This is a genomic window from Streptomyces sp. NPDC048291 (assembly GCF_043201715.1).
Classification (GTDB): Bacteria; Actinomycetota; Actinomycetes; order Streptomycetales; family Streptomycetaceae; genus Streptomyces.
In genome coordinates this window covers 261,821-276,347 of record NZ_JBICZC010000006.1, presented here as the reverse complement: position 1 = coordinate 276,347, position 14,527 = coordinate 261,821, and the positions used below count along the sequence as shown (strand labels likewise).

The 14,527-nt window shown below is 70.8% G+C and carries 16 protein-coding genes; 10 read left to right on the top strand and 6 right to left on the bottom strand.

What is annotated here, in order from left to right:
• Positions 1-6: 6 nt before the first annotated feature.
• Genes ACGF5O_RS18025 through ACGF5O_RS18015 form a run of 3 tightly spaced genes read right to left on the bottom strand, consistent with a single transcriptional unit; the run spans position 7 to position 2,402 of the window.
• Positions 7-933, bottom strand: a complete 927-nt coding sequence (locus ACGF5O_RS18025) for an FkbM family methyltransferase (RefSeq protein ID WP_393810836.1) — start codon at positions 931-933, stop codon at positions 7-9.
• A 3-nt stretch (positions 934-936) separates the two neighbouring features.
• Positions 937-1,143, bottom strand: coding sequence for a ferredoxin (locus ACGF5O_RS18020; protein WP_393810835.1), 207 nt, complete (start codon positions 1,141-1,143; stop codon positions 937-939).
• A 47-nt stretch (positions 1,144-1,190) separates the two neighbouring features.
• On the bottom strand, positions 1,191-2,402 hold the full coding sequence (locus ACGF5O_RS18015) for an amidohydrolase family protein (protein ID WP_362580618.1): 1,212 nt from the start codon (positions 2,400-2,402) through the stop codon (positions 1,191-1,193).
• 235 nt (positions 2,403-2,637) lie between these two features.
• On the opposite strand from ACGF5O_RS18015, the gene ACGF5O_RS18010 reads away from it, so the two are divergent.
• The 3 genes from ACGF5O_RS18010 (at position 2,638) to ACGF5O_RS18000 (ending at position 8,153) form a co-directional block, all read left to right on the top strand.
• A complete protein-coding gene (locus tag ACGF5O_RS18010; RefSeq protein WP_393810834.1) occupies positions 2,638-3,087 on the top strand; it encodes a DoxX family protein in 450 nt (149 codons plus the stop codon).
• Positions 3,088-3,189: 102 nt separating this feature from the next.
• Positions 3,190-3,666, top strand: coding sequence for a hypothetical protein (locus ACGF5O_RS18005; protein ID WP_393810833.1), 477 nt, complete (start codon positions 3,190-3,192; stop codon positions 3,664-3,666).
• Positions 3,667-4,010: 344 nt separating this feature from the next.
• Complete coding sequence (locus ACGF5O_RS18000; protein ID WP_393810832.1) at positions 4,011-8,153, top strand: hypothetical protein; 4,143 nt, start codon at positions 4,011-4,013, stop codon at positions 8,151-8,153.
• Between the two features lie 539 nt (positions 8,154-8,692).
• Here the strand turns inward: ACGF5O_RS18000 and ACGF5O_RS17995 are convergent.
• From ACGF5O_RS17995 to ACGF5O_RS17985, 3 genes are all read right to left on the bottom strand, one after another.
• Positions 8,693-8,857 (bottom strand): hypothetical protein, encoded by a 165-nt coding sequence (locus tag ACGF5O_RS17995; protein ID WP_393810831.1) that lies wholly within the window; start codon positions 8,855-8,857, stop codon positions 8,693-8,695.
• Positions 8,858-9,064: 207 nt separating this feature from the next.
• Positions 9,065-9,244, bottom strand: coding sequence for a hypothetical protein (locus ACGF5O_RS17990; RefSeq protein WP_393810830.1), 180 nt, complete (start codon positions 9,242-9,244; stop codon positions 9,065-9,067).
• Between the two features lie 891 nt (positions 9,245-10,135).
• Positions 10,136-10,894 carry a GntR family transcriptional regulator gene (locus ACGF5O_RS17985; RefSeq protein WP_393810829.1) on the bottom strand — a complete coding sequence of 253 codons (759 nt, stop codon included), beginning with the start codon at positions 10,892-10,894 and terminating at the stop codon, positions 10,136-10,138.
• Positions 10,895-11,083: 189 nt separating this feature from the next.
• On the opposite strand from ACGF5O_RS17985, the gene ACGF5O_RS17980 reads away from it, so the two are divergent.
• From ACGF5O_RS17980 to ACGF5O_RS17950, 7 genes are all read left to right on the top strand, one after another.
• Positions 11,084-11,419, top strand: a complete 336-nt coding sequence (locus ACGF5O_RS17980; RefSeq protein WP_362559180.1) for a hypothetical protein — start codon at positions 11,084-11,086, stop codon at positions 11,417-11,419.
• Positions 11,420-11,421: 2 nt separating this feature from the next.
• Complete coding sequence (locus ACGF5O_RS17975) at positions 11,422-12,759, top strand: FtsK/SpoIIIE domain-containing protein (protein WP_393810828.1); 1,338 nt, start codon at positions 11,422-11,424, stop codon at positions 12,757-12,759.
• 84 nt (positions 12,760-12,843) lie between these two features.
• On the top strand, positions 12,844-13,008 hold the full coding sequence (locus tag ACGF5O_RS17970; RefSeq protein ID WP_393810827.1) for a hypothetical protein: 165 nt from the start codon (positions 12,844-12,846) through the stop codon (positions 13,006-13,008).
• 39 nt (positions 13,009-13,047) lie between these two features.
• On the top strand, positions 13,048-13,704 hold the full coding sequence (locus ACGF5O_RS17965; RefSeq protein WP_393810826.1) for a DUF2637 domain-containing protein: 657 nt from the start codon (positions 13,048-13,050) through the stop codon (positions 13,702-13,704).
• Positions 13,705-13,721: 17 nt separating this feature from the next.
• Positions 13,722-13,907 carry a mobile element transfer protein gene (locus ACGF5O_RS17960; protein ID WP_393811086.1) on the top strand — a complete coding sequence of 62 codons (186 nt, stop codon included), beginning with the start codon at positions 13,722-13,724 and terminating at the stop codon, positions 13,905-13,907.
• Between the two features lie 20 nt (positions 13,908-13,927).
• Complete coding sequence (locus ACGF5O_RS17955) at positions 13,928-14,251, top strand: SpdD protein (RefSeq protein WP_393810825.1); 324 nt, start codon at positions 13,928-13,930, stop codon at positions 14,249-14,251.
• Between the two features lie 91 nt (positions 14,252-14,342).
• Positions 14,343-14,525: a hypothetical protein gene (locus tag ACGF5O_RS17950; RefSeq protein WP_393810824.1), complete on the top strand. Its 183-nt coding sequence runs from the start codon at positions 14,343-14,345 to the stop codon at positions 14,523-14,525.
• The last annotated feature ends 2 nt before the right edge of the window (positions 14,526-14,527 follow it).

Below are 14,527 nucleotides of genomic sequence, written 5' to 3'. Positions count from 1 at the left end.
CCCTCCTCACAGGGTCGCGGCGTCCACCCGCGAGAACACCAGGTCGCTCTCCTCGGTCACCGGGCGGTCCCAGCGGACCGGGACCACCGGTTCGCCGTACAGCGCGCGGGGGTAGCTGTCGGCCGCGTAGCTGTTGGCGAGCCGGTAGACGTGGTAGCCGGCGTCGGTCATGGTGCGCAGCAGGTCGTCGGCGGAGTCGCCCAGCTGGGCCATCCGGTCGGGGGTGACCTCGACGGTGATCTCGGCGTCCGGGCGGAGCTTCTCCAGCAGCGGGGCGAGCCCGCGCACCACCGCGCCCTCGGCGCCCTCCACGTCGATCTTGACGACCCGCGCGGTCCCGATCTCCTCCGGCCGGAGCAGTTCCGGCAGCGGTACGGCCTCGATGTCGAAGCTGGACTCGGCCGGGCCGTCCCACGGGACGATGCTGTTGGCGCCCATGTTGCGGGAGCTGGCGAGCACGAAGGTCAGGGTGCGGTGGGTGTCGGAGACGGCGGCGTTGACCGCGCGGATGTTCCGGCATCCGTTGAGCGCGCTCTGCTGTTCCAGGCGGCGGTGGAAGGCGGGGGAGGCCTCGACCGCCACCACCCGGCCCTGCTCCCCGACCAGCCGGGAGGCGAGGACGCTGAAGACGCCGATGTTGGCGCCGACGTCGACGAAGCAGTCCCCCGGCGCCAGCCGGCCGCGCAGCCAGCGGGTCATGTGCGGCTCCCACACCCCGAAGAGGTAGAGGTAGCGCTGGATGAGGTCCTGGGTGTCGACCGCGAACCGGTCGCCGGAGAGCGTCTCGACGACGCGCCGGCGGGGATGGTCGCGCAGGTAGGGGTTGAGCGCGCGGGCCGCGAGGGTCTTGCCCCAGGGGCCCGGGAAGTCGCGGACGTAGCCGCGGCCGAGGGTGGCCAGGAGTTCGGTGAGTTCCGTGCCGGTGCTGCGCATCCGCTAGTCAGTGACCTTCTTGCCGTCGATCCGGATCGCCTGCGACGGGCAGCGCTCGGCGATGTCCCGGATCAGCTCGTCCTCGTCCCCGGGCTCCTCGCGTCCGGGCAGGACGAAACCGTACCCGTCCTCGAAACCGAACACGGCGGGTGCCCGGAAGGCACACTCGCCCGACCCGTAACAGACGTCGGCATCGACGGAGACCTTCATGGAGGGTCCCCTGCCCAGCAGGGGACCCGCTGAACCGGCCCTTCGACCTATGTGAAGGGCAGCTCCAGCATCCGGATCGCGTTGCCGCGCAGCAGCTTGTACGCGACCTCGGGGTCCAGTCCGCCCACGTGTTCCTGGGCCACCCGCTTGGTCTCCGGCCAGGTCGAGTCGACGTGCGGGTAGTCCGTCTCGAACGTGGCGTTGTCCACGCCGATCGTCTCGATCGCCTCGATGCCGTGCCGGTCCCGGAAGAAGCAGCAGAAGATCTGCCGGTAGTAGTACGTCGAGGGCGGCTCGGGGATCAGGTCCTTCACCCCGCCCCAGGCGCGGTGCTCCTCCCAGACGTCGTCGGCGCGTTCCAGGGCGTACGGGATCCAGCCCATCTGGCCCTCGCTGTACGCGAGTTTCAGCCGGGGGAACTTCACCAGGACCCCGGAGAAGAGGAAGTCCATCATCGAGGCCATGGCGTTGTTGAAGCTGAGCGAGGCCTGGACGGCGGGCGGCGCGTCGGGCGAGGCGGCCGGCATCTGCGAGCTGCTGCCGATGTGCATGTTGACGACCGTGCCGGTCTCCTCGCAGGCCGCGAAGAACGGGTCCCAGTAGCCGGAGTGGATGGACGGCAGGCCCAGGTAGGTGGGGATCTCGCTGAAGGTGACCGCGCGGACGCCGCGTTCGGCGTTGCGCCGGATCTCGGCGACGGCCAGGTCGATGTCCCACAGCGGGATCAGGCACAGCGGGATCAGCCGGCCGCCGCTGTCCCCGCACCACTCCTCGACCATCCAGTCGTTGTAGGCGCGGACGCAGGCCAGCGCGACCTCCTTGTCGTCGGCCTCGGCGAAGGTCTGCCCGCAGAAGCGGGGGAAGGTGGGGAAGCAGAGGGAGGCCTCGACATGGTTCATGTCCATGTCCTTGAGGCGTTCCTTCGGGTCCCAGCAGCCGGGCCGCATCTGCTCCCGGGTGATGCCGTCGAGCGTCATCTCGTCCCGGGAGAAGCCGACGGCCGCGATGATCCGCTTGTACGGGAAGAGCAGGCCCTCGTACTCCCACCAGTCGGTGGTCTGGCCCGCGGGGTCGGTGGTGAAGCGGTACTTGCCGCCGACGTAGGCGAGTTCGCCGATGCCGGCGGTGAAGGGCTTGGGCCCCTTGTCGCGGTACTTGCCCGGCAGCCACCGCTCGAAGAGGTGGGCGGGCTCGATCACGTGGTCGTCCACGCTGATCACCCTGGGCAGATCCTGGGTGCCGGTCGCGTTCTCTGCCATGCCTACCCCCTGCTGCCTGCGGAGTTCCGAGTTTATCTGACGGTCCATCAGATAAACCGTCGGCATTCAGGCTAGGCCCAGGAGCCCGCACCAGCAAGGCCCACCGCGCCCCGCCCGCCGTCCGGCGCCTGTCGCCCGGAGTTCGTCCCGCCCTCCCCCTTGCGACGGGCGCCGCCTTCCGCTGAACTGACGAACCGTCAGATAGATGGTCCTGGGGATCCGGGGAGGGTGCGGGATGCGATCAGCCTTGCTGAACGGTGCCGAATGGTTCGCGGTGCTCCGCATCGGGCTCGGTCTGTGGTGGCTGGAGAGCTGGCGGCACAAGGACAAGAAGCAGTGGTTCGGCGGCGGAGGCATCCGGTGGGCGGCCGGTGTCGCGGAGAAACACCGCTGGCCGGTGGTCCGGCGGGGCTTCGACACCGTCGTCGCGCCGCGCCCCCGCCTGATGGCCCACGTCGTGGCCTACGCGGAGCTCGCCCTCGGCCTCGGACTGGTCGCCGGCCTCCTCACCCCGATCGCGCTGGCGGCCGGGTTCCTGCTCAACCTGATCTACCTGGTCCTCATGATCCACGACTGGGCGGAACAGGGGCAGAACCTGATGATGGCCCTGATCTCCGTGGTCGGCCTGTTCGCCATGAGCTGGCAGAGCTGGTCGCTGGACTCGGCACTGGGACTGTTCGGCTAGCGCGGACGCGCCCGAAGGGGCGCGGGGAACCGTGCGACCGGCCCCCACGTACCCGCGGCGACGCTCTGCCCCAGCACGGCACCCCTCGGCCAGGAGGCACAGATGACGACCGACACGACCGACCCCTCGGAGTCCCTCTCGGCAGAGGCCTTCAGGAAACTGCACGCGGCCCGCGCCCGCAGCGCGTACGAGCGTGCGGTGGCCGCCTGCCGCCACGCGGGGATCGACCCCGACGCGGCGCAGACCGTCCCGACCGGTCCGGTGGGCCGGGCCGCGAACGCGCTGCGGCTGTCCGCCCAGTCGCTCACCACGCTGACCGGTACCGCACCCGACCCGGCGGCGGACGCCCGCTGCGCCCGCAACGCCGCCGCCACCGCGGCACTGGCCGCACAGGTGGCCGCCGCCCTGGACGACCGCACCGAGACGGCTACGGCCCTGCGCGCGGCCCTCGCCGCCTCGCAGGCCGCGGCGACGGCGGCAGGCGGTACGGCGGCGGGACAGGACGCCGCCCTGACCGCGAAGGCCGACGCCACGGAGGAACACGCGGTCGAGGCGGCACGTACGGCCGGCTGGATGTGATCCCGTGCCGTTCGGCACCGGTCCCTCCCCACGTGGGGACCGGTGCCGAACGGCGCGGGAGGTGGAGGGCCGCCGCCTGTGCCGGACGCCGGCTCAGTGGGACGGGAGCAGCTCGCGTGGTACGGCCACTCCGGCGAAGGGCCGCCGGCCGAAGGTGACCGAGAACGTGCGGTGCCGTGAGCTGTCCCTGCGCATGCTGAGCTGGTCGGCCGGTCGGGACGCCCCCGATCACCGCGTTACTGCGGTGAAATCCTGCCAGTCGAGGGGCCCGGATGAGGAGGGCAGGACGTCCGGTCCAGGGCTTCGCCGCAGGTCAGCCGTATAAAGTGGGTTTTCCGGTCCGGATGGCCAGCAGCGGCGGAAGTAAGGGGTGGAGAGCCTTGGGTCCCGACGCAGGGGCACGGACAGCCTTCGCGGAACGCCTCGCGTTGCTGTACAAGGAGGCCGGCAATCCTCCGCTCAAGCGCGTCGCCGAGGCGGTGGACCGACTGCATCGCGTCGACGAGCGGGGCCGGCCGGTCCGGGTCTCCGCCCAGCGGATCAGCGACTGGCGGCGGGCGAAGAACGTGCCCGCACAGTTCGTCGCCCTCTCCGCCGTCCTCCAGGTCCTGATCCCGCAGGCCCGCCGCGCCCAGCCGACGCCGGTGTCCGCCGGGCTCTACGACATGGTCCAGTGGCAGAAGCTGTGGGCGCGGGCCGTGGCCGATCCGGTCGGCGACCTGCCCGCGCCGGAGGCCGAGGAGACGGAGCAGCCGCCGCCGGTCGACAGCGTCTGCCCCTACCGGGGCCTGGCCTCCTACCGCCGCGAGGACGCCCGCTGGTTCTTCGGGCGGGAACGCAGTACCGACGCACTGGTCGCCCAGCTCCGTTCCGCGGAGGCGGAGGGCGGTCTGGTGATGCTGGTCGGCGCCTCGGGCGCCGGGAAGTCCTCACTGCTGAACGCCGGCCTGGTCACCGCGCTCCAGAGCGGCGCCCTCGCCGCCGACGAGGACCGCGACCGCCCGCGCCGCGTACTTCAGCTCGTCCCGGGTGCGGACCCCGTCAAAGAGCTGACCCGCCGGATACCCGAGCTGGCCGAGCCGACGGACCTCGACGATCCCGGCGCCGTACGCAGGGCGGTCACGGCCTGGGCCCGCCAGGAAGCAGGGGCCGAGCGCACGGCGACCGAGCACACGGCGACTGAGCGCACGGTGTCCGGGGACACGGTGCACGGGCAGACGGCTGCCGGATCAACCGTCGATGTTTCACGTGAAACACGACCGCCCTCGCGACCCCGTCCGGGCCTGCCGGCCCGCCCGGTCCTGATCGTCGACCAGTTCGAGGAGACCTTCACCCTCTGCGCCGACGAGGCGGACCGGCGGTCCTTCGTCCAGCTCCTGCACGCGGCCAGCACCCCCTCCGTCCCCGGAGAACCGGCCCCCGCACTGGTCGTCCTGGGCATCCGTGCCGACTTCTACGAGCAGTGCCTCGGCTACCCGGAGCTGGCCGACGCACTCCAGCACCGGCACATGGTGCTCGGCCCGCTGACCACCGCCGAACTGCGCGAGGCCGTGACCGCGCCCGCCAAGGCCGTGGGCCTGGAGCTGGAGCCCGGTCTCGCCGAGCTGATCGTCCGTGAGGTGAGCGCGGACGGCCCGCGCGGCGCCCATGACGCCGGTGTCCTCCCCCTCCTCTCCCACGCCCTGCTCGCCACCTGGCAGCGCCGCAAGGCGGGCCGGCTGACACTGGCGGGTTACCGGGCGGCCGGCGGCATCCAGGGCGCCGTGGCGGCGACCGCGGAACGCGCCTGGTCGAGCCTGGACCCGGCCGCCCGCACCGCCGCCCGGCTGCTCCTGCTCCGGCTGGTACGGCTCGGCGAGGACACCCAGGCGACCCGTAGACGCGGCACCCGACGCCAGCTGGCCGCGGAGTCCACCGACCCGCACAAGACGGAGGAGTCGCTGGAGGCCCTGGTGCGGGCCCGGCTGGTGACCCTCGACGCGGACACCGTGGAGATCACCCACGAGGCGCTGCTGCACGCCTGGCCCCGGCTGCGCGAGTGGCTCGACGAGGACCGCAACGGCAATCTGCTGCGCCAGCGCCTGGAGGAGGACGGCCGGGCCTGGGAGGAGTCGTCCCAGGACTCCGCGCTGCTCTACCGGGGATCCCGCCTGGAGCAGGCCCACACCTGGGCGAAGTCCGCCGGTGACACCTTCCTGACCCGCAGCGCGGTGGAGTTCCTGGCGGCCTCGGTACGGCTGCGCCGGCGCACGGTCTGGCTCAGCCGGGCCGCCGTGTCGGCGCTGGTCGTGCTCGCGCTGCTGGCGGCCGGCTCCGCCGTGATCGCCCGGCAGCAGCGGGACGACGCGGTCTTCGAGCAGGTGGTGGCGGAGGCCGACCGTTTCCAGTACTCCGACCCGTCGCTCTCCGCTCAGCTCGACCTGGTGGCCCACAACCTGCGCCAGGACGACGAGGGCGCCAACAACCGCCTGATCTCCATCGTCAACGCCCCGCTGGCCACCCCGCTGCTCGGTCATACCGGCGCCGTCTACCTCACCACCTTCAGTCCCGACGGCAAGGTCCTGGCCACCGCCGCCTACGACCGCACGGTCCGGCTGTGGGACGTGAGCGACCCGACCCGGCCGAAGCCCCTGGGCAAGCCCCTGCTCGGCCACACGAGCTGGGTCTCCAGCGCGGTCTTCAGCCCGGACGGCAAGACCCTGGCCAGCGCCGGCGACGACGGCACGGTCCGCCTGTGGGACGTCTCCGACCCGAAGCACCCGACCGCCCTGGGCTCCCCGCTGGCCGGCCACGACGGCACCGTCTACCTGGTCGCCTTCAGCCCGGACGGCAAGACGCTCGCCGCGGCCGACGAGGACCACACCGTCCGCCTGTGGGACGTGCACGACCCGCGCCGGCCCGCCGCGCTGGGCACCCTCACCGGCCACAGCGAGGCCGTGCGCTCCATCGCCTTCAGCCCCGACGGCCGCACCCTCGCGGCCGGCAGCGACGACAACACGATCCTCCTGTACGACGTGTCCGACCCCCGCCGCCCCGAGCGCGTCGGCACTCCGCTCACGGGACACACCGGGACCGTGCACTCGGTGGCCTTCAGCCCGGACGGCCGCACCCTCGCGAGCGGCAGCAAGGACGACACCGTACGGCTGTGGGACGTGAGCGACCGGGCGCACGCCAAGGCCCTCGGCGCACCGCTCACCGGCCACACCGGGCCCGTCTGGTCGGTGGCCTTCAGCCCCGACGGATCCATGCTCGCCGCGGGCAGCGCGGACTCCACGGCCAGCTTGTGGAACGTCGGCAACCCGGCCTTCCCCTCCCAGGTGGGCGAGCCGCTCGCGGGCAGCAGCGGCGAGATGTACGCCGTCGGCTGGAGCCCCGACGGGCACACCCTCGCCACCGGCAGCGGTGACGGCAAGGTGCGGCTGTGGTCGATCCCGGGCTCGGACATGATCGGCGCGGCGGGGGCGTTCAGCCCGGACGGCCGGGTCCTGGCCACCGGCGGCGGCGACAGCCGGATGCGGCTGTGGAACATCACGGATCCGGCCCGGCCCACCGCGCTCGGCACGCCGTTCACGACCGGGTCGCGGGACCTGCGGTCGATGGTGTTCACCCGGGACGGCCGCACCCTGATCATCCTGACCAGTGAGAACAACCTCAGCTGGGTACAGCTGTGGAACGTCTCGGACCCCGCGCGTCCCGTCCAGTACGGTGCGCCGGTCCGGCTGGACACCCGGTACGCGGGTTCGGAGGCGCTGGCGCTGAGCCCCGACGGGCGGACCGTGGCCGCCGACTACGACGACCGCACGGTCCAGCTCCTGGACGTCAGCGACCCGGCCCACCCCAAGCGCCTCGGGGAGCCCCTCAGGGGCCACACCGGGTACGTGAACGCGCTCGTCTTCAGCCCGGACGGCAGGACCCTGGCCAGCGGCAGCGCCGACGGCACCGTCCGCCTCTGGAACGTCTCCGACCGGACCCGTGCCAGGCCCCTCGGCAGCCCCCTGAAGGGCCACCTGGGCCCCATCAACACCCTCGCCTACAGCCCCGACGGCCACACCCTGGCCAGCGGCAGCGACGACGACACGGTCCGCCTCTGGGACGTCTCCGACCCGGCCCACGCGACCCGCCTCGGCTCGGCCCTCACCGGCCACACCGAGGCGGTGGTCTCCCTGACCTTCAGCCGGGACGGCCGCACCCTGGCCAGCGGCGGCAACGACAACACGGTCCGCCTGTGGAACGTGTCGTCCCCGTCCGCGGCCCACCCCATCGGCCAGTCCATGAGCCCCAACGCCAAGACGGGCAACTTCCTCTCCTTCAGCCCGCGGAGCAACATGCTGGGCGTCTCCAGCGGCGCCGACACGGTCCGCCTGTGGAGCCTCGACGTCGACCGGGCGGTCAGCCGCATCTGCGCGGTCACCCGCAACGTCCTGACGCCCGCCAAGTGGCGCGAGTACCTCCCCCGCCTGGCCTACGACCCGCCCTGCGACACCTGATCCACCCCCACCCCTGACCGCCTTTGAGTGATCCCGATCACAACTGCTCACGACGGCCGAGAAGTTGACTCCCACCGCACAGGCCACCTTGTTAGGCTGACCACAACCCGGTCGCTGGTGCATCCCCCGTCGCCAGCGATCGGGCTTTTCCATGCCCGCCCCTGGACTCCCGGCGATCGCCCGTTCGCCGTCCCGGCTTCAGCCCCCGGTGCCGGCCCGAAGAGCCCTGGCGAGCTCTCCGGCCCGGATCTGCAGCACCGCACCGAGCACGACGAACCCCAGGGCAACGGTGGAAACAACCAACGCCACCCCGGACGAGACGCCGAGAACCCTGGCTCCGCCGTCCAGGACGAAGCCGCCCCCCATCGCCACCCGCCCCCAACCGGACCTGCGCGACCGCGCATGCGGTGCGACTCCCCGACCGATCAAGGCCAACACGCCCACGGCCACGACAAAGCAGCCGGCTCCCAAGGTGACCCACGCAGACATGACAACCCCCTCCGCGAGGAGGCTACTCCCGCGGCCGGTCGACTGTCCCGCTACACCTGACTGATCAGCACGCCGACAGCACACAGGGCGAACGCGAGCCCGATCAGACTCTTCTTCGCGCGGCGACCGGCAGCCTGCTGCCGGAGTTCCCGCGCACCGAGCAGGGCCCCGCAGAGCATGAAACTGCCGGCGACGACACGTCTGACCACCTGCATGATCGCCCCCACCGTAGATGACGAAGACCCCCGGACCAGATGGTCCGGGGGTCTTCATTCCGGTGGGGCTAACAGGATTTGAACCTGTGGCCTCATCCTTATCAGGTCGATCAGGGAGGACCGTTGAGCCAGGTGCTCCGTGACTACCCAGCCTGGCACTGTCCGTTTCGGTCCGCCCTGATCTGCCTGTGTCCGTGCCTGTTGGTGTCAGACGTTGGTGTCAGACAAAACGCCGGGCTTGACAGATAGTCCCGGAAGGCTTACGGCAACGGCCTGCACGATGATCAGAACGATGATCGCGACAACAAGCCAAGTCGCTTGGCGGAGCGCTCCGCTCACGGTGTCGCCATTGATCACACAGGCAAGAACAACCGCTACGGAGATCATGGACTCCTTGCGACTGTCAGTGCCGCATGCGACAGTACGAAGCAGGTGGCTATCCAGTATCGAAGTGCCACCGAGAGCCGGGATGGGCATAGGTCCTCCAGGGTCGAAGTTGGGCGCGCCTGTTTTCCTTCGCCAAGGGGTAGGCGCGCCCTTCCTGTTACTCCGCCCACGTTAGGGCACCGCACTGACAGATGCGTCTCCCCCAGAGTGCAGCCAATGTGACCTGGGCTTAGGCGAGTTGATCGCCCCTGTGGACGCTCGTGTGCACAGGCGTATACGAGTTGGGAAATGGAAAAGCCGTTTACCCTGCGTGAGCCTCGTACGTGTAGGTACACAAGCCTGTGGACGACGTGTGTCACAGCCTGTGGACAACCACCCTATTGTGACTTAAGCCACATTGATCGCCTCGTGTGTCACTATGCCGACTACTTCGCTTCCTCAGCCCAACCCACCACCCACCCCGGCTCCCATCCCGTCTGCCGTCGGCCCACACACCGTGGAGCGGGCGTGGTTCAGGGCGTCCAGGTGGAGCGCGCCACTGTACGAACGACCTGGACGCCCTGGGCCGCGTCTGCTCGGCTCTGCCTGGGTCGATGGCAGACGGGATGGGAGCACCCACGCACGCCACTGACTCGCCGGCACTCGCGAACGGCGCCCCCGCCATCTCGGAGCCTGAGCGCCCCCGCCGGAGGCTGTTCTGACCGTGGCCGCTTCTGTACGGTGATCGACCCATGACCCGGCTCTCGTCGCGTGGGCGCGCGTCGGCGCAGCGCGGGCGGAGCGGGCCGAAGGCAGGAGCGTCGCCCGGAGCGGAGCCGGGAGCGCGCCCGGCGGAGCGGAGCGCAGCCGGCTTGATGAGGTAGAGAAACCTGTAACAAGATCCGCGTCGACCTACGCGTCGAAGTCGTACTCCAGGATGTATGAGGCCGCGTCCAAGGTCATCTCGTTGATCTCGACCGGGCGCCCTTCGTCCGCGAACGCGGTCCGGCAGATCAGGATGACGGGTGTGCCGGAGGAGATGCCCAGCTGCGACGCCTCATCCTTCGAGGGCATGCGCGAGCGGATCTCTTCGCGGAAGTGCACCGGCTTGTAGCCGAGTTCGGCAAGGCGAGCATAGATCCCACCTGACCCCGGATCCGCGTGCGTGATGGCGGAGCCTCCCACCACTGACGTGGGGAGGTAGCTGGTCGCCAGCAGCACGGGCTTCCCGTCCAGGACGTACCGCCGCCGGCGGACACACACCATCTCCTCATCGGCAAGGTCAAGCACGCGCCCGATGTTCTCCGGGGCGGCTTCCTCCGACACTGCCACCTGGTCCACTTCGAGCGTCCGGTTCTCGGTGTCGGCCGCCCAGATGGATCGACCGCTACCCCACTGCTCCTCGGAAAGCCGCTGGATACCTCGGCGCCGCAGCGGTCGGAAGGACCGGACGAAAACGCCGGCGCCCTTGCGGGCCTCGGCAACGCCTTCGTCCTTGAGCACGCCCAACGCCTGACGGGCAGTCATGCGGGCCACGCCATGCGCGGCCATCAGCTCGTTCTCTCCCGGAAGCCGATCACCGGGACCGTATTCGCCCGACTGGATCGCCTCGCGCAGGGAGTCTGCGATCCGCTGGTACTTCGGCCGACGGTCGTCGTCGGTGGTGGCCATTCGGAAGCCCTCCTCTCTTCTCTAGACAGCCTAGGGCATGGGCAGGTCACCCGCTCAGTGCGTGTAACCGCAATCCTTCACTCTCAACATCTCTAGACATCTCCCTTGACGACGTCTCTAGAGATGTGCTTCCATCGAGATGTCTAGAGAGGTTGCGTAAGGCCGCCTCCAAGAACGAGGGATGTGCTCATGCCGTCTTTCAAGGTCGACCTTTCGACCGCTGTGGTGTTCGTGGCGACTGCGCCCGAACCGAAGATGGTCAACAAGCGGACCGGTGAGCGTGCCGTGGACCGGGACAACCCCAACGTCGGCATGTCCACCGTGGGCCTGCTGGTCTCGGACGAGGGGGAGGGCAACCTCTACCAGGTCACCGTCCCGGAGACCGGACTGCCGGAGGGACTCGCGCCGGGCACCATGGTCGCCGTGACCGGCCTCAAGGCCCGCGACTGGGAGAACACGTTCAACGGCGAGAAGCGCCACGGGATCTCGTTCCGCGCGGTCGCGGTCACCCCGCTGGGGGCCTGACCATGACCGACGTCACGCCCTGGCTGGAACTGGGCAGCGTCGCTGCCGGTGCCGGCGGGCTCGGCTACGCGAAGGTCCGCGCCCCGCGCGTGTACTGGTCGCTGGTCGGCCTGCCGGTCACCTGGGGCCGGTTCACCTGGACCTACGGTTCGACCATGGAGGTGTGCGGGCTGACGGTGCAGCCGTCCCGCCTGCGGGCCTTCATGACCCGCACCATCGCCCACTCCGAGGTGCGACCGGTCCCGCCGAAGGTCCGCCGGGTCCGGGGCACCTCGACCGGACTCGTGGTGACCCTGCGGCTCCCGGCCGGTCTGGAACCGGCAGACATCGCCGCGTCCTCGGAGCGGCTCCGGCACGCCTTCGGGGTGCGGTCGGTGACCGTGTCCGAGACCAAGCCCGGTTACGTGGAACTGCGGATGACCGGCTACGACGTCCTCAATCGGGTCCGTATGCCGCGCACAGCCAAGCCCCGTGACCTCATCGTCCCGGTCGCGCTGCGCGAGGACGGTTCGGTGTACGAGCGGGACTACCGCAAGGTCCCGCACGGTCTGATCCTGGGCGCGAACCAGTCCGGGAAGTCCATGCTCCAACGCAACCTGGTCAAGGGGCTGGCTCAGCTCCCGGTCGGGCTGGTCGGTATCGACTGCAAGCGCGGTGTCGAGCAATCCCGCTACGCCCCGCGTCTGTCGGCGCTCGCGACCGATCCGCAGTCCGCCGGCCTGCTGCTCGACGCGCTGGTCCGTGAGATGGAAGAGCGCTTCGACCTGCTCGCCCTGCACGGCGCCTCCGACCTGTGGGACCTCCCGGAGGACGTTCGCCCGGTGCCGCTGGTCGTCCTCATCGACGAGATCGCCGAACTGTTCCTGGTGACCTCGAAGAAGGACGAGGCGGCTCGCGACCACACCGTCATGCAACTGGTGCGGCTCGGGCAGATGGCCCGTGCGATCGGGATCTACCTGGAGGTCTGCGGGCAGCGCTTCGGCTCCGACCTCGGCAGGGGCGCGACCGCTCTGCGTGCCCAGCTCACCGGCCGCGTGGTCCACCGCGTCAACGACAAGCAGACCGCTGAGATGGGCCTGGGGGACATCGCCCCGGACGCGGTGTCGGCCGTGACCGCGATCCGTGCGGACCGTCCCGGCGTCGCGGTGGCCGGCGACACCTCCGGCGGCTGGTCCCGCGTCCGCACCCCCGAGGTCACCCCCGACGAAGCGGCGGCCGTCTGCCGCGAATTCGCGGACCTGACACCGGAGTTGGCGTTCCTGGACCCGTTCCGGCCCGTCGTCCGCAGCGCGCCGGTGAAGGCTCCCGCACTGGTAATCCCGGAGCCGGTCACCGACTGATCCCCCCTTCGCACCACGGTCCGCGCGACCGCTTCGCGCCAGGTCCCTACCCGCTCCATGCCCGAAACCGAGAGGAGATCGCTCATGGCCAGGAAGAAGGCCCCGGAGCCGAAACCCGCCGCGTGCGAGGTCTGCAAGGGCACGGGTGAGGTCTCCCGCACGGTCGAGGTCGGCCGCAAGCGCCGCGCGGTCGGCCAGCAGACCGGGTTCTGCCTCAACTGCCTCGGATCCGGCGAAGCCCCCGAATAGTCCCCTGACCTGCTCCAACGCCCTGAAGGAGGTGAAGACATGAAGCTCTCGATCCGACCGGACGCCGTGCTGGTGCAAGCCGTGATCGCGGGGGCGTTGTCCTTCGCCCACCTGCACGACCTCGCCCAAGCCGCCGGACAGACCGGCTGGAAGGCCTGGGCCTACCCCGTCTCCGTCGACCTGCTGCTCGTCGCCGCCTGGCGCCGGCTGCGCGCCCAGCGCTCCCGGCTGGCCTGGTGCTGGTTCCTTGTCGCCCTGGTCGCCTCCCTCGGCGCGAACATCGCCACGGCCGGCTTCCTCGACGTGGAACACCCGCCCGCCCTGCTCCGCCTCGGCGTCGCCGGCTGGCCTGCGGTCGCCTTCCTCGGTGGCACCCTCCTCGCCCACCAGCACACCGACCACACCCCGGACCCGGCACCGGAACCCGCTTCCGAGCCGATACCGGAGCCGCGTGCCGTGGTCGAAGTCGACCGCCCCCAGACGCCTGAACCCGCCCCGGAGATCCCTGAGCCGGAACCGGTCCCGGCGCTGCCCAAGGCCACTGTGAGCGTGCCCCCGGCGCTCATCGACCACGCCCGCAAGGTCGCCACCGACCACCGCGCCCGCACCGGAGCAGACATCGACGCGGCCACCCTGCGCGCCCGCCTCGGCCTCCCGGAAGACCTCGCACTCGCCATCATCACCCAACTCGCCTGACCACGAAGGGAGGTTCCATCGTGCGCCCGAACCGCTTCTACGACGTGATCCGCATCGGGCCGGTCAAGGTCGCCACGTTCAACAACGGCCGTGGCCAGACCAAGCACATCGCCGCCTGCACCGCCCCCAAGTGCGGCGCCTCGAACGAGTACTTCGACCGAGCCGCCGCCGAACTTGCCGCCCGCACCCACACCTGCACCTGACCCCGAAGGGAGATCCACCGATGTTCACCCCGAAGTACCCCACCCCCGACACCGCTCCGACCCCGGCACCCGCCGCGCCCCAGACCACCGCCCCGGCGCCCCTCGTCCCGACGGTTCCCGCCCCGGCCCCGGTCACCCAGGTGGCCCCGGTCTCGGCCCGGCCGACCGTTCAGCTCACCCCCGGCTCCACGCTCGCCCTCGCGGCCGGCGGCGGCGCCGTGGTCCTGGTCGTCGGCGCGGTCCTGGTCTCCATGCTCCTCGTCGTCGCCATCACCGCCGTCTCGGTGGCCGTGGTCGCGGTCGTCCTCAAGTCGCTGCTGAAGGACCTCAACAACCAGCGCTGAACGGCCCCGGGGCGGCTCTCTCGCCAAAGATCCGCCGCCCCGGCGCCTGCACCCATTCCTGATCCAACGGACCCGAAAGGGAAGCCCCATCATGCCCCGGAACACCCCGAGCCCGCGCCCCTGCCGCGACTGCGACGGCTTCGCCACCGCCGCCATCGCCACCGGCACCCGCAACCCGGACGGCACCCGCACCACCCTCCGCGTCGACTGCCCGGCCTGCCACGGCACCGGCACCACCGCCCCCGCCCCGGCGCTCGCCCGGACCGGGAGGTGACG